Raw genomic sequence first — 16,776 nt, 5'->3', positions numbered from 1 at the left:
GGACACGCACATGAGTATCAACCCGAACCATGACGCCATCTTCCGTGCCAAGCATGTCGGTGCGTCTGAGGTTTCGGCGCTGTTCGGCTGCAATCCTTGGCTGACCGAATTCGAGCTTTGGCATCGAAAGCGCGGAACCATCGCAACGCCGGACTTCAATGCGACCCGCCCGGATGGCTCACCCGAGAACGAGCGCATTTACTGGGGCGTGAAGCTGGAGGCCGCGATCATCGAAGCGGCGTTCGAACGGTATGGCTATGTTGATCGCGAGGACAAGGGCGCGCTGAGTAATGGCCAAGGGCTGGGCGGTCATCCCGACCGCATGGTCACTTGCCCCCAGCGCGGGCCGATCATCCTTGAAACCAAGATGGTTGATTGGCTCGAGCGCAAGAAGTGGGGCGAGGAACCGCCGCTGCACTATCTGCTGCAGGGAAACACCTACGCTGGCCTCGATTACGTCAATGGCTTCGACATGCTCGTGCTCGTCGGCGGAAACCAACTCGAGCGCATTCAGTACGACTTCCGGCCAAAGCTCTTTGCAGAGGCAGAGCGGCGCGTCCGAGAGTTCTGGAAAGCCGTTGCCGATGGCAAGGAACCGAAGCCCGACTATTCCCGCGACGGCGCTGCGCTCAAGGAAGTCTATTCCGAGCAGGGCGACGAGACGGTCAACCTTGAGGGCGACAACCGCGCTGCGATAGCTGCTGCCGAATATCTGGCCGCTGCCGAGGAAGTGAAGCTGGCGCAAGCCCGCAAGGATGCCGCGCAGGCTGAACTGATCGGCAAGCTCAAGGACGCTGCCGTCGGGTTCATGGACGGCTTCACCATCAAGTCAACGCTCGTCGCCGGGATACCGGATCGCAAGGCCAAGCCTGACGAGATTATCCGCGGGCGCAAGCCGTACCGCAGGTTCAGCATCAAGGAATTGGAGGCTTAATCATGGCATCCCAAGCAAACAACCCTGTCGCCGTGATCCGGCAGAACCTCGAAGTCATGGCGCCGCAGTTCAAGGCAGCGCTTCCGGCGCATGTCACGGTCGAGAAGTTCAGCCGCGTCGCCATGACCGCGATCCAGAACAACCCGCAGCTGCAGAACGCCGACCGCTCCAGTTTGTTCGGCGCCGTGGTTCGCCTCGCGCAGGACGGCCTGCTGCCCGATGGCCGGGAAGCCGCGCTCGTCATGTTCGGCAACAAGGCTCAGGCCATGCCGATGATAGCGGGCATCTTGAAGAAGATCCGGCAGAGCGGCGATGTCAGCTATGTGTCGGCACAGATCGTCTATGAGAACGATCGCTTCAAATGGTCGCTCGGCTTTGATGAGACGATCGAGCACGAACCCGCGCCTCTCGACCAGGAGCCGGGAGAGCCCATTGCGGCCTATGCCGTCGCCGTCCTCAAGGATGGATCGCGTCTGCTGGAAGTGATGCGCAAGAGTGAGATCGAGAAGGTCCGCGCCGTAAGCCGGGCCGCCCGCAATGGCCCGTGGGTGCAATGGTGGGGCGAGATGGCCCGCAAGACTGTCATGCGCCGGCTGTCCAAGCGCCTGCCGATGAGCACCGATCTGGAAGACACGGTTTTCCAGCGTGACGAGACCATGGCCCCGGAACCGCAGCCGCGCATTGTCGATGTGCAGGCCGAACCTGAAACGCCCGTCAGCCGTCTGGAGGCTCTTGAGCACCAGATCGACGATGACTCCAGTATGGAAGAGGGAAACGACAGCCAGATGGGCGAGGATGGCCCGGCATGGGAATCGCACGTCGCCGCTCTACGCAGCCGCCTGGCAGACGCGAGCGACGCCAAGTCCGTCGAGAAGGTTGAGAAGGACTGGATCAACAACGTGCGCCTTGGAGTGGACGGCGAGCAGGCTGTGCAGGCTTTCGAAGCCGAGATTGCAGCTCGCAAGCGGGAGTTCGCCGCATGAAACCCCACCACCTGGAACTGCGCGTTGACCCCGATACGGGCCGCATCATCGCCGTCCATGTCCAGCGCGGCAAACCGCTGCGCCGGATCAAGGATATCACCGACGAGGTTCTTCTGTGCCTTTGCGCGGACCTTTCGGCCGACAACGTGAGCAAGGAGGTCGAGCGCTCGATCAAGTTCAGCGACGGCATGGTCTGCCGCGTGCTGGTCGAGATGACGCAGGCGCCTGACATGGCGGTTCGGCAGAGGCTTGATCGGGAATATGCCGCGGGGAACGGCAATGGGGTGGAGGTGCTGGCGGCATGAGCACCACCACCTCCGATATCGCGGCGGGCGAGAAGATCGCATCGCTAGTCGAAGCCATGCAGGGCATCTCGCATTTCCGCGATGCCGTTTCCTTCCGTGCTGACCCGCTTTCCGTTGCGCTGCGCCAATGGATCGACGCCGGGGAAGAGGCGCTCGCTGCAGTCGAGAACCCTGACGGCCCAGTACCGGCGAAATGGCAGCCTATCGAGACCGCGCCGAAGGATGGTAGCGGCATAATCGTCATCGACATGACAGCGCCTCTGCCAGAAGCGGGACAGGCGTGGTTCAAGCATGGCGTCTGGACAGCTGTATGCCCTGATGGCGCAATTGCGCTGGAGGCAGAAGTCTACCGCGCCATGGCGTGGCCGACGCCCACCCACTGGATGCCTCTCCCCTCCGCCCCCTCTCAGATCGAGGAGGGGAAGGACAATGGCTGAGAACAGCGCAATCGAGTGGACGCACCACACCTTCAACCCGTGGATCGGCTGCACCAAGGTCGGGCCTGGCTGCGACAACTGCTATGCGTCGGATTTGGCGCAAGCCCGCCTTGGCGTCGAGTGGGGACCGGGGAAACCCCGCCGCCACACCGCTGCATCAACATGGAAGCAGCCGCGCGCATGGAACCGGAAGGCGGAATCCGCTGGCACCCGCTATCGGGTGTTCTGCGCCTCGCTGGCGGACGTGTTCGACAACGAGGTTCCCGCCGAGTGGCGCGCCGAGCTGTTCCAGCTGATCCGCGAGACGCCGCACCTCGACTGGCTGCTGGTGACGAAGCGCATCGGCAACGCTGGAAAAATGGCTGAAGCCGCAGGTGGGTGGCCCGGTAACGTCTGGCTGGGAATTTCCGTCGTGAACCAGGTGGAAGCAGATCGAGACATTCCGAAGTTGCTGACGACCTTCGGTCCGCGCTACCGATTCCTTTCGATGGAACCGCTGCTGGGCCCGGTCCATATTCGCGACCACTGGCTGATCCATCACCATCCCGGCGACGCCGCGATAGACTGGATTATCGTCGGCGGAGAAAGCGGCCCGCGCGCAAGGCCTATGCATCCGGATTGGGCACGTAGCTTGCGCGACCAGTGCGCAAGCGTGACTATCGCCAGCGGTCCAGCGCCGGTCCCGTTTCTGTTCAAGCAGTGGGGCGAGTTCTCAGACTTCGACCACATCGGCATGGGTTGGAATGACCTTCCTGATCGCATCCGTGGTCGCCAGCAGTTCATCGACGGCAAGGCGATGGTCCAGATCGGCAAGAAGCGCGCCGGTCGCCTGCTCGATGGCGTCCAGCACGACGGTTATCCGAAGGAGGCGTCCAATGCCTAACACCCGCACTGAGCATACGCCGGGGCCTTGGGAGCTTATCCACTTCGGTGGCCCGCAGATCGGGCACAAGGCATCCGGCGAAGCTGTTTGCACCATGTGGGGCGACGAGAACGATCCTGCCGATCCGTTCCACGCCAACGCTGCCCTGATCGCGGCCGCACCTGAACTGCTCACAATAGCCGAGCGGCTGCTCGATCGGGGCTATGTCAGCAAGCACATCGATGAAGAGCATGACGACCACATGCAACTCGTCGCCGCCATCGCCAAAGCCCGAGGTGCCGCATGAAGACCCTCACCACACAGGTCACCCAGATCGTGCAGCCCTACACCCTGCACCCTGTCACAGACGATTCCACCTTCGAAGAACTCCACCTCACCGACGTAGAGCGCGACTCCATTGCTCTGGATATCGAGAACACCCTCGGAATCCATGTGTGCGACAAGACCGCACGCGGATGGCAGTCGGTGGGGGATGTGGTGCGGGCTATGAATGCCCGTATGGGGGAGGTCGCTTGAATGTGGCTCTTCGTACCCGGAACATCCTCTCCTGCTGCGCAGGCGTCGGAGGTCTCGAACTCGGCATACTGCTCGCCCTCCGCCATCGGGGAGAGGATGGGCGAGGTATATGTTACCTGGAGGGGGAAGCCGCAGCCGCCGCAAGCCTGGTCGCGTCGATGGAAGCAGGGTGGTTTCATCCGGCTCCTGTCTGGTCTGACATGCGAACCTTCGACGCTCGACCGTGGCGTGGCCTCGTTCATATCCTCGCTTCGGGAGATCCCTGCCAAGACAATTCCGTCGCCGGGAAGCGACAAGGAGACAAAGGAGAGCGCTTCCTCGCCTCCGAGGTCACCCGCCTTGCCGAAGAGTGCAGGCCTGATCTTGTCTTCCGCGAGAACGTCCCGGGGAACGCGGACGGACAGCTTGCGGCCATCGCTCCGGCACTGGAAGGGCTGGGCTACCGCGTTGCGGCAGGAATATTCAGCTCGGCCGGCACTGGCAACACCATGCGACGCGAGCGACTGTTCATCATGGCCGTCGCCAATGGCGGGAGCCGCAGGGACGGACGCCTACAATGCGGCGGGGAACTCCGACTTCTCGCGCAAGGCGATGGAGCTGGCGGATGCGATGTTGGATCGTTGGCGCGGTCCATCCGACGTATCGAAGCGGGGCGGGAGCCAGACGCCGGAGAAGCGGATGGCCGGAGGGCATTCTGTCAATCTGGAGGATCAGGCAGAACATTGGGCCGGACCGAAGGCATCGGACCCGGAGAAGGCTGGCCCGAACATGCGGGGCAGCAAAGGCGATGTGCCGCTGCCGGGGCAGGCGGCCCAGTGGATAGCGCCGATGGCATCGGACGATGGCCGGAAGGTAACCAGCGTCGCTCATCAGAAGATGCTGTGCAACCAGGCTGCTTCGTTCCGCCCGCCGTCATCCCGGGGCCGACCGATAGCAGGTGGATCGACGTCCTCGACCGATTCCCCGAAGTCCAACCAGCCCTCGGTGAAGAGGAAGCTGAATCCCATCTTCGTCGAGGCGTTGATGCGATGGCCCACCGGGTTGAGCGGCTTCGAGCGACAGGAAACGGCGTGGACCCGCTGGTGGCTGCTCATGCCTTCCTTTCTCTCGGCGCTCTACTCGGTGTCTGAACCGGAGGAGCAGATGGACCTGTTTGGAGGATTGGCAGCATGACCCCCCATAGCATCGCCCGCTGGCCTGCAATGATGGGCCGAAAGACCGCGATGGAATACCTCGATGTGGGAGAGACCGCATTCGAGCGCGAAATCGCTGCTGGTCGCATCCCTGAGGGGATCATGTTCGGCGGGAAGCCCCACTGGCGCCGTGACGCGCTCGATAAGGCTCTGGCCGTCATTTCCGGCGAAATGGTCACCGACCACATCGCCCGTTTCGAGGAGCGCAGGCGTGGCAAGGCTGCCTAAACTGAAATACGTGAAATTCACCCGGTCGAAGGGGAAGGTCTATGCCTACTTCGACACGGGGCGGAAGAAGTCCAACGGTGAGCCGATTCGCTTGCCGCTCCCGCCGTATGGCACGGTCGGGTTCTACGATAGCTATTCGTCATTCCTGGGCGCGCGCACTAAGCGCATGGCCATTGTCCCCACGATCGCCAGCGTGGCGGAACTCTACCAGAACAGCGACGACTTCAAGGATCGGTCAGAGGGCACCAAGAAAGTGTACCGAATCACCCTGAAGAAGGTCCTGGCAGAATTTGGGGAGTTCCCCCTGGAGGACGTGACCCGCAAGAGAGTCTACGACGTGCTTGATGAAATTCCAGGGCCAGCCTCCAGAAACCTGTTCGTGGCCATGCTGGGTGTTCTTTTCCGCTACGCCCGCTCGCGCGACATGACCGAAGCGAACCCGATCAAGGATATCCGGCAGGCGAAGACAGGCGAGCACGAGCCATGGCCCGACGATCTACTCACCGCTGCATTGGCGGCGGACGAAGCTATGATCCGTCTGTCTGTCCATCTGCTCAATTTCACCGGCCAGCGCCTAGGCGACGTTCTCAAGCTGCGCTGGTCAGACATCCGCGGCGGCAATGTCGTGATGACCCAGCAGAAGACGGCCAAACCTATGATCATCCGCATGCACCGCGATCTGATTGCTGAACTCGATCAGGCGCCGCGCCTTGGAATGACGATCATCAGCCATGCAACCGGCAAGCCGGTGGGCGCTGACTTCCTGCGGAACCTCCTGAAGGGGTTCGCTGCAAAGCTTGGGCATTCTGTTGTGCCGCACGGTCTCCGCAAGAACGCGGTCAACAGCCTCTTGCGCGCCGGATGCACCATCCCTGAGGTACAGGCCATCACGGGGCAGAGCGTCGAAATGGTAATGCACTATGCCAAGCAGGTCGATCAGGGAGCTTTGTCGGAGGCGGCCATCATCAAATTGGAGCGAGGAAACAGATCGTGAATCCGCAAACCACTCGGAAAATACCCCAAAAAGCCCCGGAATTCCGCCATTTTCATTTAACCCTCCTTTAACCCGTTCGTCATTAAGCTGGGGAAATGGCTTACGAAGCAGGTGCCCTCGAAGCGACCCTCGCCGCCGCGGCAGGCGGGGATTCTGCGCTTTTTGCCGAATTGCGCGCATCCTACGCAGAAAGCGTGATGCGGCAGGCCGACCTTCTCGCGCGGTCGCGATGTGATGGGAACTGGCATCTTGCCGCGATGCGGCTCAAGGGGCTCGCGGCGAGCTTCCATTCCATGAAGCTTCTGGTACTGGCAGAGGAGGCGCTTCAGTCTGCGCCGGGCGAGCCGGCCGTCATTCGCAAGCTCAAGGCCTATCTCACGGAGTTTTCCGCCGACTGATGTGCCTGCGGTGCTTGGCACTGGCACGGCCATTGCCTACAGGTTGACGGTCGCTGGAGTTTACCAAACTGCGTATTGCCTTGCTCGCCATGATGGAGCCCGCCGTGGCGGGCCAGTCGATCCCGCGCGCCTTCCTGCGGGTGGGCGGCGCGACCTTGGCGCAGCACCAGCTGGGCATGGCCCTTGCGCTCGACTGCCAGCGGGTGATCTGCCTTGCACGCGGCCCGTCTCCAGATCTGATTGCCTTGCAGCACATGGCAGAAGATGCCGGGCTGCAATTCTACATCGCCACGGGATCGCGACCCCTTTCCGGGCTTGTCACGGCGAATGACGAACTCGTGGTGATTGGCGAGGGCCTTTTCGCGGAGCCTTCCGGCGTCGTGCCCTTGTTCGAAGGACGATCGCCGGCAGTCCTCGTGCAGCCGGTCGAAGGGGCGCTGGCGGCGGGTTTCGAACGTATCGACATCAGCCGTGCATCTGCGGGAATTATGAGAATTCCTGGACATCTGGTTGAAAATCTTCACGAACTTCCGGCCGATTGCGACGTTATCTCCGCCCTGATGCGCATTGCCCTGCAGTCCGGTGTGCCGATGCGCGAAGTCCCTGCTGCGGCACGGAGCGGTGTGGACTGGCGCCTGATCCGCGATGAGGGCGAAGCTCACGCGGTTGAGATGGAATGGCTGCGCGGCCGGTTCGAGGGTGGGGACAAGGTTTCGCCCGGGCGCGCGGTCGCTCGTTACGGCGTGCTCAACTTCGGCTCCTCGCTGCTGCATGCCGGCAATGCCAGCAATGTGCTCAGCGCGGCGGTACTTGGGGCACTGGCGATCGCGGGCGGTCTCGTCTGGTTCAGTTTCGTGGCCGCCGGTTTCCTGTTCCTCGCGCTTGCATCGGTGCTGGTGGAGGCGAGCCGCCTGCTGCGGTCTGCCGAGCGTCATGCGCTCGGACAACTGCCTCCCGCAATCCCGCGTGCCGATGTGCTGGGATGGCTGGTGGACACTGCTTTCGGGCTTTCCTTGCTGGCAGGGATCGCTCGGCTTGGTGGAGAATCACTCATCTCCTGGATGTTCCCGCCGGCCATGTTGATGATGCTGCTGGTGATGATCCCGCGTTTCGTATCCGGAACGGCGGCATCTCTCGCGGCGGACCGTGCCACATTGGGACTGGTGCTGGCTTTTGCCGCAGGATTCGGGCAAGTTGAGCCGCTGGTGGAAGTTCTGGCGATCGTGCTCGTTGTGATCGGCATGGTTCTTCCGCTACGTCGGAAGAACTAACCGGGGCTTAACCAGATACAAGGTAAACGGGACGGATGATCGACAACGCTGTTCATCCGGCCGACGACCAGACCGCGGAGGCATTGCTTCGCGCGGACCTCGCGCGCGGCGACGCCATGGCCGAGAGCGTACTTCCGATCCTCCAATATCTGCTGGCGGCGGAAGACAGCGCGCTGTTCAGTGACGAAATTCTTGCGCGGGTTCGCGGGATGCTGGCGGAACTGGCGCGCGGAGTGATCGAGCCTCTTCACGCTGACGGATCCACAGCCGTCCAGATGTCCGAAGATATCGAGGATCTGGCGCGGATGTTCATGGGCGACCCGCTGATTCTCTCGCACGTTCATGCGCTTGCACTCGAATGGCAAATGACCGAGCGCCTGCAGTCGCGTCTGGCGCTCGATCCCGTCGTTTCACCGCTGGTGCAGGCCATGGCTTCTTCGCCCGACAGCACTGTGCAGGGGATTGCCGTCAAATGGCTCGCGTCACAGGCGCGCTGGTGCCAGCGCCAGCGCCGCATGAGCCTCAGCCTTACCGAACTGCCGGGTGAACTGCTGCACCGAGCGCTGCTGGCTGTTCGCGGCATGGTAGCGGGCAGTCCCGAACGGATGGAGCGTCTTGCGTTGGTGGAGGCCGATGTGCGCCGCCGCTACGATGAAGGCGCGACCCGCCTTGGCCTTTCGGCAAGGCTGGTGACCGGCCTTGGCGCCGCGTTCCACGCCGCGCTTTCGGTAGGACATGCCGGCGCCGCGCTGTTCCTTACGGCTCTGGCGATCGGTTCCGGCCTGCGCCGGGAGGCAGCGGTGCTCGCCACCCATGAGGCGCAACTGGCGCGTCTCGCCCTTGCCTTGCGCGCAGCGGGGCTGAAGGCTGCCGACATCGAAAAGCAGTTTCTGGCCATTCACCCCGAAGCGATGTTGCCAGACGGCTTTGAGAGGCTCGGCAGCCATCTGGCCGCATCTATTCTGGCAACCGGGCGGCACGGCGGCTGATGCTGATGGAAGGCACCATCATCGCCCGCGCTGTTTGCGATGCGCAGGACCGATTGCTGGAAGCGGACGAACCGCTGGCGGGTTTGCAGGAGCGTTGCGGCGGGGAACTGCCCGGTACTATCGCCGTGCCCGAACTTCTCGAACTCGTTCGCAAGGCCCGTCGCTATGGTTTTCGCCTCGCGCGCGCCGTCAGCGCGCACGACGGCGGCGACGTGATCACCGCCTGGGTCGAAGTCGAGCCGCAGGGACGGGGCGAAGGTTGCCAGATCGTGGTTCGTAACTGGCAGACTGCGCCGGCACCGGTGGAGGATGCCGCGTCGGTCGAACGTCGCCGGACCATGATCGATCGCCACCTTGCCGAATTGAGCGCACAGCTTGACGCCGGGCAGCGCGTGCTTGCCGTCATGTCGGACAGTGCGGAACTCGCTGACGTGACGGCGGCGATGGAAACGGGGTTCGGGCAACTCTGGACGGAATTTCTTCCCCCCGAGAATGTCACGCATCAGCAGCCGCTGCATTGGCGCCTTCTTGACGGCGTGCGGGTCGCGGTGCCGGGTTCGCAGCGATCCTGGCGCGTCTCGCTGGTTCCGCACATGCGCCCGGGCTTCGACCCTGCCGGTTTCGAACTGCTGCTGGTCTCCGATACCCCGGCTTCCACCGCCGCGCCGGCGCGTGAGCCGATGGAGCCCATGCTTCGCCGGAGTCTTGTCGGGCAGGATCTGGCACCGGTCCTGCGGCAGCCGATCTCGCGCATCATCGCCAATGCCGAGACCATCCGCACGCGCCTCGCCGGGCCACTGCCGGATGCCTACGCGGAATATGCCGGAGAAATTGCGGGCGCAGGAAAGCTGCTGCTCGATCTCCTCGGCGATCTTGCCGATCTCGAAGTCGTGGAGACCGAAGGCTTCAGCACCGCGCCGGACCATGTGGACTTGTCCGAACTTGCGCGGCAGGCAGCGGGCATCCTGAATGTACGGGCGCGGGAGAAGAACATCGTGATCGAGGCCCCGCACGCAGCGGAGGCGCTTCCCGCCGTGGCGGAATATCGCCGCGTTCTTCAAGTTTTGCTCAACCTCATCGGCAATGCGATCCGCTATTCTCCCGAACAGTCCCACATCTGGCTCCGACTGGAAGCGGCCGGCGACCGTGCGCGCGTGATCGTGGCTGACCAGGGGCCGGGGATCTCGCAGGAGAGCCAGGAGAAGGTCTTCGAGAAATTCGAGCGCCTTGGCCGCAGCGGCGACGGCGGTTCCGGGCTCGGCCTCTATATATCGCGCAGTCTGGCCCGCGCGATGGGCGGCGAACTGTCGGTGCAAAGCGCTCCGGGGCAGGGGGCTCGTTTCATTCTGGAAGTGCCGGCAGACCCCGAGGCCTGAACCTCACCTAGAGGTGGTTGTTGCTGGCGCCATTCCCGCGACGGGCGAGCCAGATCAGGATGCCGCCCACGGCTGCCATCACGGCGCCGCGTATCGCCCATCCACGGTCATCCAGCATGAAGCTGTCCAATGGCCATGGGACGACGCCCGTACCCTGGCCGACGAGCAGGATACCCATGCCGATGGCGCATAGTCCAACAAGGATCACAAGAATTCTGAGGAACAGCATCATGATTCCTCCAAAGGAATTTTGACACCTGACAGCAACTTGCGGCGAGAATGTGGCTGGATCTGTGAAGTTCCTGCGGACGCCGCGCAATTGATTCGCAAGTTGTTCCTGCCAGCAGGATACTCCCCGCTCATCGCGTGCGACACCCCGATTTTTCGAAGAGCCGGTTCGCCGCTGCGACGTCAGCCGAAGCACAACGAAAAAGGCCCCCGCTTTCGCGAGGGCCTCTTCGAATTATCGCAATGTCTCGCGATACTTTGCTGCTCAGTCTCAGCGCTTGTCGAGCGGGATGTAATCGCGCTGCGTCGGGCCGGTGTAGAGCTGGCGCGGACGACCGATCTTCTGGCCGGGATCGGAGATCATTTCGTTCCACTGCGCGACCCAGCCCACGGTGCGGGCGAGAGCGAAGAGCGCGGTGAACATCGTGGTCGGGAAACCGATGGCCGAGAGGATGATGCCCGAATAGAAGTCGACGTTCGGGAAGAGCTTCTTCTCGACGAAGTACGGATCGCTCAGCGCGATTTCCTCGAGGCGCAGGGCCGTCTCGAACAGCGGGTCGGTGACCTTGAGCGCGTCGAACACCTCGCGGACGGTCTTCTGCATGACCGTGGCGCGCGGATCGTAGTTCTTGTAGACGCGGTGGCCGAAGCCCATCAGGCGGAACGGATCGTTCTTGTCCTTCGCGCGCTCGATGTAGTGCGGGATCTTGTCCGGCGTACCGATTTCCTTGAGCATGTTGAGCGCGGCTTCGTTCGCGCCACCATGGGCAGGACCCCAGAGGCAGGCGATACCGGCCGCGATGCACGCAAACGGGTTCGCGCCCGACGAACCGGCAAGGCGCACGGTCGAGGTCGAGGCGTTCTGCTCGTGGTCGGCGTGGAGGATGAAGATACGGTCCATCGCCTTTTCGACGGCGGGGATCACTTCATACTCTTCCGCAGGCACGCCGAAGGTCATGCGCAGGAAGTTGCCCGTGTAGCTCAGCGAGTTATCCGGGTAGAGGAAGGGCTGTCCGACCGAGTACTTGTAGGCCGCAGCGGCGATCGTCGGCATCTTGGCGATCAGGCGGTGCGAGCTGATCTTGCGATGCTCGGGATCGGAGATGTCGGTCGAATCGTGGTAGAACGCCGAAAGGGCGCCGACCACACCGCACATGATCGCCATCGGGTGGGCGTCACGGCGGAAACCGCGGTAGAAGTTCGCCAGCTGCTCGTGGAGCATGGTGTGGCGCGTGATGGTGTTCGAGAAGTTGTCGAGCTCACCGCCGTTCGGCAGTTCGCCGTTCAGCATGAGATAGCAGACTTCCATGAACGACGAATTCTCGGCCAGCTGACCGATCGGGTAACCGCGATGGAGCAGGACGCCCTCGTCGCCGTCGATGTAGGTCAGCGCGCTCTCGCAGCTCGCCGTCGACGTGAACCCCGGATCGTACGTGAACTTGCCCGTCTGGGCATAGAGCTTGCGGATATCGATGACATCCGGGCCGACGCTGCCCTTGAGCACGGGATAGTCGAATTCCGTGCCACCAGCATTCAGTTTGACCTGATCACCCACCAGTTCTTACTCCTTATATGTGCGACCCGGTCGTGGCGTCCGCTTGCGCGCCAATGCGTGCGAGGCTTTCGTCCCGGCCGAGCAAAACCAATACGTCGAAAATACCCGGAGAGGTCGTCTGACCAGTCAGGGCCGCCCGCAAGGGTTGCGCGAGCTTGCCGAGGCCCAATCCCAGATCCTCGGCCATTGCCTTCAGGCTGGCTTCCAATGCCTCCAGAGCCCATTCGGGCTGCGCGGACAGACGCTCGTGAATGGCGGCAAGGCGCCCCCGCGCCTCGTCCGTCAGAAGCGCCTGCGCCTTCTCGCTGAATGCGAGCGGACGCTTGGCAAAAAGGAAGGCGGCGCCTTCTGCAAGTTCGTTGAGGTCCTTTGCGCGGACCTTCAGTACCGGCATCGCCTGCGTGAGCAGGGCGAGGTCGGGGTCTTCGTAGCCGGCCTGCACCAGTCGCGGCAGCACCAGTTCGGCGAGACGCGCATCGCTGGCCTCGCGAAGGTAGTGGCCGTTGAGATTCTGGAGCTTGGCGAGGTCGAAGCGGGAGGGCGACTTGCCCACGTCCGCCATGTCGAACCATTCGACCGCCTTCTCGCGGCTGATGAATTCCTCGTCGCCATGGCCCCAGCCAAGGCGAAGCAGGTAGTTGAACAGCGCTTCCGGAAGCACGCCCATATCGTCACGATAGGCGTCCACGCCCAGCGCGCCGTGACGCTTCGACAGCTTTGCGCCGTCAGAGCCATGGATGAGCGGGACATGGCCGTAGACAGGCACGTCCCAGCCCATGCCGTGAATGATCACAAGCTGCCGGAAGGCATTGTTGAGGTGATCGTCTCCGCGCAGGACGTGCGTGACGCCCATGTCGTTGTCGTCCACGACGACGGCGAGCATGTAGGTAGGCGTGCCGTCGGAGCGGAGGATGACGAAATCGTCGATTTCCTCGTTCCTGACGGTAACTTCGCCCTGCACGAGATCGTTGATCGTCGTTTCGCCGTCGCGCGGGGCCTTCACGCGCACGACGTAGGACTTGTCAGCAGGCCAGGTCGAGGGATCGGCATCGCGCCATTCGCTGTCGATGCGGAACGGACGGCGTTCTTCCTGGGCCTTCTGCCTGCGCTCGGCCAGTTCCTCGGAAGTAAGGTAGCAGCGATAGGCATGACCGCCGGCCAGCAGTTCGGCAGCCACTTCGGCATGGCGGTCGGAACGGGCGAACTGGAACACGGCCGGTTCATCGCCTTCGAGCCCGAGCCATGTCAGGCCGTCGAAGATCGCCTCGATCGCGGGCTCGGTCGAACGAGCGCGATCGGTATCTTCGATGCGAAGCAGGTACTTGCCGCCGTGATGGCGGGCGAAGAGCCAGTTGAAAAGTGCGGTACGGGCGCCGCCGATATGGAGATAACCCGTGGGCGAGGGGGCAAAGCGCGTGACGACGGCCTTGCTGCCGTCTGGTCCGCTCGATGCACTGCCGCTTGCCATTATTGTAACCTTCCTGTCCTATGCGCGCCATGGCCAGCCAAGCCGCCACGTCACTTGATTCAGAGCATCCGGATCTTGCCGGAACCGCTGCATTGCAGCATCGCCCATGGATCAGCCAGAGCCACTTGTCGAGCAGTTTGGCCGGTGTCGAGTGTTTTCTTTCGAACTGCGGTTTCGCTAGAGGACCATGGCTCACCGTAGCCTTCGGAACCGGCATAACTGCGTGGTTTTTCCTGCCTACAGCCGAGGAGTGGGTCACCCTTTGCGTAGTATGCGTCGCAGTTGCTTTATTCGCACTGTACTGCCTTCAGGGTGCTACGCGGATTCCATATATCAGGCAGGCGATGATCGCTTGCTCGCTTCTCGTCATGGCGGGATGTCTCGTTGTCTGGGCGCGCTCGGAAACGGTTGGTCAGCCGGCGATCGCAAGGCCGCTGTTCGGAACATTCACGGCCCGCGTTCTCGCGATCGAGGAGCAGCCGGCGCTGAAGCGGGACAGACTGATTCTGGCACTGCGGGAGCCGGGGACCGGCAGGCCGATCAAGGTTCGCGTGAACTTGCCCGCATCGGCGCGGTCTCCGGCACTTTCAACCGGCGCTATCATCCGATTCCGCGGGAGATTGATGCCTCCGGCACCTCCGATGCTGCCTGGCGCCTACGATTTCGCCAGGGCGGCTTGGTTCGCCGGGATATCCGCAACCGGCGCCGTGCTTTCCCCTGTGGAGGTGCTTTCCCCCGGAGCGGGTGACGACTGGCTTGGCGAGCAGCGAATGCGGCTGTCCCGTCATATCGCTGCAAGCCTTGAAGGATCCGCCGGCGGGATCGCCTCGGCGCTCGTCACAGGGGACATGGGCGGGATCGGCAAGGCAGAGGCCCAGGCGATGCGCGATGCCGGACTTGCGCATCTGCTCTCGATCAGCGGCCTGCATGTCAGCGCAGTTGTCGGTGCGGTCTATATCCTCGCGCTGCGCCTGCTGGCGTTATCTCCCGCGCTGGCGTTGCGGGTGCGATTGCCTGTCCTTGCGTCGGCTAGCGGGGCATTGGCGGGCGTTGGTTACACTTTGCTGAGCGGATCGCAGGTGCCGACCATACGCTCCTGCGTGAGCGCGCTACTGGTACTTGCCGCATTGGCGATGGGGCGTGAGGCGCTGTCGATGCGATTGCTTGCGGCGGCCGCCTTCATCGTCCTTCTGATCTGGCCCGAATCGATTGTGGGCGCTAGCTTCCAGATGAGCTTTGCCGCCGTTGTCGTGCTGATCGCGTTAGGCAATGCGGTGCCCATCCGGCATTGGTTCTCGGCCCGTGACGAAGCATTGCCTTTCAAGGCGCTGCGCAGCCTATCCCTGATCCTCGTCACGGGCGTAGCCATCGAACTCGCGCTGATGCCGATCGGACTTTATCATTTTCACCGCGCCGGACTCTATGGATCGATCGCCAATGTGGTTGCCATCCCGCTCACGACCTTTCTTGTCATGCCCCTGGTCGGCGCGGCGCTGCTTTTCGATATCGTTGGGGCCGGATCGCCGGTCTGGTGGCTTGCTGGAGTAGCCATCGATCTGCTGATCGGTCTGGCACGGTTCATCGCCTCGCGGCCCGGTGCGGTGAGCATGGCGCCGACGATGGGCGGATGGCAGTTTCTACTTTTCGTGACTGGAGGACTTTGGCTGGGGCTTTGGCACGGAAAAGCCAGGCTCTGGGGTCTGCTTCCAGTCGCCAGCGGCTTTATCGGCCTGCTCCTGCTGACCCCGCCGGACATCGTCGTTTCGGGAGATGGCCGCCAAGTTGCTTTGATTGACGGTCCGGGGAGGCGCCTTGTCATGCTGCGCGACAGCTCGAGCGATTACGTTTTGGACAATCTGATGGAAGTAGCGGGAGTTCAGTCAAAACCCGTCTTGATTGCAGACTGGCCGGGCGTGCGATGCAACCCGGATTTCTGTGCGTTGATGCTGGAACGTGGCGGGAAGGCGCGCCACATACTGATCGCCAGGGGCCGGGATATCGTGCCGGAAGACACTTTGGCTCGGGCCTGCCAGCGCGCCTATCTCGTAATTGCGGGCCGACGTCTGCCGCGAAGTTGTCAGCCAATCTGGCTGAAGGCGGATCGCAACATGCTGAGCAAGACGGGCGGCGTGGCGATCGACCTGAAGCGCCGCACGGTACATTCAGTGGCAGATGCGCAAGGTGATCATGGGTGGTGGCGTTCGCCGCCGCTTTCTTATGGCGTCATCGCCAAGGCCCGGTAATAACGCGGCGGCGAGACGGCGGAACAACCGGACATCGTCTCACGCTTGAGCCGCATCAGTGATAGCGGCGTAGCAGTCCGGCCAGTTTGCCCTGAACCTCGACTTCGTCAGGCCCATAAATCTGCGGTTCGTAAGCGGCATTGGCAGGGTCAAGGCGCACCATTCCGGCTTCGCGGCGCAGATACTTGAGCGTGGCTTCAGCCCCTCGCACGAGAGCGACGACAATTTCACCGTCGCGAGCGGTATTGGTGCGCTTCACCAAGGCGAAATCGCCGTCGAGGATGCCCGCGTCTATCATCGAATCACCCGAAACCTCGAGCGCATAGTGTTCGCCCGAACCAAGCAGCGCTGCGGGAACCGGGAGCATGGACTGTCCTTCGAAGGCCTCGATCGGCACGCCGGCGGCGATGCGGCCGTGGAGTGGGATTTCGATGACATCGTTCGCGGGGGCAGGTGCGATCTGGGGTGCGCGGACAGGCGCTGCAGTATCGTTGCTGTTCGCCGCCGGAGTCGATCTTGCAGGTTTGGACGTTGCATCCTCAGGCTGGCGCAGGACTTCGAGAGCGCGAGCGCGATTGGGGAGGCGGCGAATGAAACCCCGTTCCTCCAAGGCGGAAATCAGGCGGTGAACGCCGGACTTGGACTTGAGGTCCAGCGCTTCCTTCATTTCCTCGAAGCTGGGCGAGATGCCGCTTTCCTCAAGCCGGACCTGAATGAACCGGAGCAATTCGTGCTGCTTGCGCGTCAACATCTGCGTTGCCTCTTCGTTCTGCGG

19 protein-coding genes and 1 pseudogene are annotated in these 16,776 nt (G+C 62.8%); 16 read left to right on the top strand and 4 right to left on the bottom strand.

Translation table 11 applies throughout. The annotated features are described in order from the left end of the window. The first annotated feature begins 10 nt into the window (after positions 1-10). From U9J33_RS11715 to U9J33_RS11650, 15 genes and pseudogenes are all read left to right on the top strand, one after another. The gene (locus U9J33_RS11715; protein WP_324695438.1) at positions 11-934 is read left to right on the top strand and encodes a YqaJ viral recombinase family protein; all 924 of its coding nucleotides are present in this window, start codon (positions 11-13) and stop codon (positions 932-934) included. Positions 935-936: 2 nt separating this feature from the next. Then, on the top strand, positions 937-1,917 hold the full coding sequence (locus tag U9J33_RS11710) for a recombinase RecT (RefSeq protein WP_324695436.1): 981 nt from the start codon (positions 937-939) through the stop codon (positions 1,915-1,917). Beyond that, complete coding sequence (locus tag U9J33_RS11705; RefSeq protein ID WP_324695434.1) at positions 1,914-2,222, top strand: hypothetical protein; 309 nt, start codon at positions 1,914-1,916, stop codon at positions 2,220-2,222. Before U9J33_RS11710 ends, U9J33_RS11705 begins: the two co-directional genes overlap by 4 nt. After that, a complete protein-coding gene (locus U9J33_RS11700) occupies positions 2,219-2,659 on the top strand; it encodes a DUF551 domain-containing protein (RefSeq protein ID WP_324695432.1) in 441 nt (146 codons plus the stop codon). The genes U9J33_RS11705 and U9J33_RS11700 overlap by 4 nt, the downstream gene beginning before the upstream one ends. Next, positions 2,652-3,542, top strand: coding sequence for a phage Gp37/Gp68 family protein (locus tag U9J33_RS11695; RefSeq protein WP_324695430.1), 891 nt, complete (start codon positions 2,652-2,654; stop codon positions 3,540-3,542). Before U9J33_RS11700 ends, U9J33_RS11695 begins: the two co-directional genes overlap by 8 nt. Beyond that, positions 3,535-3,828 (top strand): hypothetical protein, encoded by a 294-nt coding sequence (locus tag U9J33_RS11690; protein WP_324695428.1) that lies wholly within the window; start codon positions 3,535-3,537, stop codon positions 3,826-3,828. The genes U9J33_RS11695 and U9J33_RS11690 overlap by 8 nt, the downstream gene beginning before the upstream one ends. Then, positions 3,825-4,058 carry a hypothetical protein gene (locus tag U9J33_RS11685; protein ID WP_324695426.1) on the top strand — a complete coding sequence of 78 codons (234 nt, stop codon included), beginning with the start codon at positions 3,825-3,827 and terminating at the stop codon, positions 4,056-4,058. Before U9J33_RS11690 ends, U9J33_RS11685 begins: the two co-directional genes overlap by 4 nt. Continuing rightward, positions 3,998-4,528 (top strand): annotated as a pseudogene (locus tag U9J33_RS24880) (DNA cytosine methyltransferase); the annotation flags it as partial. The gene U9J33_RS11685 and the pseudogene U9J33_RS24880, both read left to right, overlap by 61 nt. A 55-nt stretch (positions 4,529-4,583) precedes the next feature. Beyond that, entirely contained in the window at positions 4,584-5,231 is a 648-nt protein-coding gene (locus tag U9J33_RS11680) for a hypothetical protein (RefSeq protein ID WP_324695424.1), read from the top strand. Further along, positions 5,228-5,479 (top strand): hypothetical protein, encoded by a 252-nt coding sequence (locus U9J33_RS11675; RefSeq protein ID WP_324695422.1) that lies wholly within the window; start codon positions 5,228-5,230, stop codon positions 5,477-5,479. Before U9J33_RS11680 ends, U9J33_RS11675 begins: the two co-directional genes overlap by 4 nt. After that, positions 5,463-6,473: a tyrosine-type recombinase/integrase gene (locus U9J33_RS11670; protein ID WP_324695421.1), complete on the top strand. Its 1,011-nt coding sequence runs from the start codon at positions 5,463-5,465 to the stop codon at positions 6,471-6,473. Before U9J33_RS11675 ends, U9J33_RS11670 begins: the two co-directional genes overlap by 17 nt. A gap of 95 nt (positions 6,474-6,568) precedes the next feature. Beyond that, complete coding sequence (locus U9J33_RS11665) at positions 6,569-6,871, top strand: Hpt domain-containing protein (RefSeq protein WP_185997323.1); 303 nt, start codon at positions 6,569-6,571, stop codon at positions 6,869-6,871. A gap of 89 nt (positions 6,872-6,960) precedes the next feature. Further along, positions 6,961-8,142, top strand: a complete 1,182-nt coding sequence (locus U9J33_RS11660) for a hypothetical protein (protein WP_324695418.1) — start codon at positions 6,961-6,963, stop codon at positions 8,140-8,142. Positions 8,143-8,177: 35 nt separating this feature from the next. Further along, complete coding sequence (locus U9J33_RS11655) at positions 8,178-9,131, top strand: hypothetical protein (RefSeq protein WP_324695416.1); 954 nt, start codon at positions 8,178-8,180, stop codon at positions 9,129-9,131. Beyond that, a complete protein-coding gene (locus U9J33_RS11650; RefSeq protein ID WP_324695414.1) occupies positions 9,131-10,507 on the top strand; it encodes a sensor histidine kinase in 1,377 nt (458 codons plus the stop codon). Before U9J33_RS11655 ends, U9J33_RS11650 begins: the two co-directional genes overlap by 1 nt. 7 nt (positions 10,508-10,514) lie before the next feature. On the opposite strand, the gene U9J33_RS11645 is transcribed toward U9J33_RS11650, so the two are convergent. From U9J33_RS11645 to gltX, 3 genes are all read right to left on the bottom strand, one after another. Beyond that, positions 10,515-10,739, bottom strand: coding sequence for a hypothetical protein (locus U9J33_RS11645; RefSeq protein WP_324695412.1), 225 nt, complete (start codon positions 10,737-10,739; stop codon positions 10,515-10,517). A 267-nt stretch (positions 10,740-11,006) separates the two neighbouring features. Beyond that, positions 11,007-12,290: a citrate synthase gene (locus tag U9J33_RS11640; protein WP_054437623.1), complete on the bottom strand. Its 1,284-nt coding sequence runs from the start codon at positions 12,288-12,290 to the stop codon at positions 11,007-11,009. A gap of 13 nt (positions 12,291-12,303) precedes the next feature. Continuing rightward, positions 12,304-13,758: a glutamate--tRNA ligase gene (gene gltX / locus U9J33_RS11635; RefSeq protein ID WP_054437621.1), complete on the bottom strand. Its 1,455-nt coding sequence runs from the start codon at positions 13,756-13,758 to the stop codon at positions 12,304-12,306. Positions 13,759-13,787: 29 nt separating this feature from the next. On the opposite strand from gltX, the gene U9J33_RS11630 reads away from it, so the two are divergent. Then, on the top strand, positions 13,788-16,001 hold the full coding sequence (locus U9J33_RS11630) for a ComEC/Rec2 family competence protein (protein WP_324695409.1): 2,214 nt from the start codon (positions 13,788-13,790) through the stop codon (positions 15,999-16,001). Between the two features lie 55 nt (positions 16,002-16,056). Here the strand turns inward: U9J33_RS11630 and lexA are convergent, their stop codons facing one another. Beyond that, complete coding sequence (gene lexA, locus U9J33_RS11625; RefSeq protein WP_132469009.1) at positions 16,057-16,752, bottom strand: transcriptional repressor LexA; 696 nt, start codon at positions 16,750-16,752, stop codon at positions 16,057-16,059. Between the last annotated feature and the right edge of the window lie 24 nt (positions 16,753-16,776).

Source organism: Novosphingobium sp. RL4, assembly GCF_035658495.1.
Taxonomy (GTDB): Bacteria; Pseudomonadota; Alphaproteobacteria; order Sphingomonadales; family Sphingomonadaceae; genus Novosphingobium.
The sequence above is the reverse complement of the archived record's forward strand: the minus strand, read 5'-3'. Positions and strand labels throughout refer to the sequence as shown.

Excerpts from the sequence above, each read along its gene's own strand:
- U9J33_RS11715 (WP_324695438.1), top strand. The coding sequence starts at position 11 with ATGAGTATCAACCCGAACCATGACGCCATCTTCCGTGCCAAGCATGTC.
- U9J33_RS11710 (WP_324695436.1), top strand. The coding sequence starts at position 937 with ATGGCATCCCAAGCAAACAACCCTGTCGCCGTGATCCGGCAGAACCTC.
- U9J33_RS11705 (WP_324695434.1), top strand. The coding sequence starts at position 1,914 with ATGAAACCCCACCACCTGGAACTGCGCGTTGACCCCGATACGGGCCGC.
- U9J33_RS11700 (WP_324695432.1), top strand. The coding sequence starts at position 2,219 with ATGAGCACCACCACCTCCGATATCGCGGCGGGCGAGAAGATCGCATCG.
- U9J33_RS11695 (WP_324695430.1), top strand. The coding sequence starts at position 2,652 with ATGGCTGAGAACAGCGCAATCGAGTGGACGCACCACACCTTCAACCCG.
- U9J33_RS11690 (WP_324695428.1), top strand. The coding sequence starts at position 3,535 with ATGCCTAACACCCGCACTGAGCATACGCCGGGGCCTTGGGAGCTTATC.
- U9J33_RS11685 (WP_324695426.1), top strand. The coding sequence starts at position 3,825 with ATGAAGACCCTCACCACACAGGTCACCCAGATCGTGCAGCCCTACACC.
- U9J33_RS11680 (WP_324695424.1), top strand. The coding sequence starts at position 4,584 with ATGGCGGGAGCCGCAGGGACGGACGCCTACAATGCGGCGGGGAACTCC.
- U9J33_RS11675 (WP_324695422.1), top strand. The coding sequence starts at position 5,228 with ATGACCCCCCATAGCATCGCCCGCTGGCCTGCAATGATGGGCCGAAAG.
- U9J33_RS11665 (WP_185997323.1), top strand. The coding sequence starts at position 6,569 with ATGGCTTACGAAGCAGGTGCCCTCGAAGCGACCCTCGCCGCCGCGGCA.
- U9J33_RS11660 (WP_324695418.1), top strand. The coding sequence starts at position 6,961 with ATGATGGAGCCCGCCGTGGCGGGCCAGTCGATCCCGCGCGCCTTCCTG.
- U9J33_RS11655 (WP_324695416.1), top strand. The coding sequence starts at position 8,178 with ATGATCGACAACGCTGTTCATCCGGCCGACGACCAGACCGCGGAGGCA.
- U9J33_RS11650 (WP_324695414.1), top strand. The coding sequence starts at position 9,131 with ATGCTGATGGAAGGCACCATCATCGCCCGCGCTGTTTGCGATGCGCAG.
- U9J33_RS11645 (WP_324695412.1), bottom strand. The coding sequence starts at position 10,739 with ATGATGCTGTTCCTCAGAATTCTTGTGATCCTTGTTGGACTATGCGCC.
- gltX (WP_054437621.1), bottom strand. The coding sequence starts at position 13,758 with ATGGCAAGCGGCAGTGCATCGAGCGGACCAGACGGCAGCAAGGCCGTC.
- U9J33_RS11630 (WP_324695409.1), top strand. The coding sequence starts at position 13,788 with ATGGCCAGCCAAGCCGCCACGTCACTTGATTCAGAGCATCCGGATCTT.
- lexA (WP_132469009.1), bottom strand. The coding sequence starts at position 16,752 with ATGTTGACGCGCAAGCAGCACGAATTGCTCCGGTTCATTCAGGTCCGG.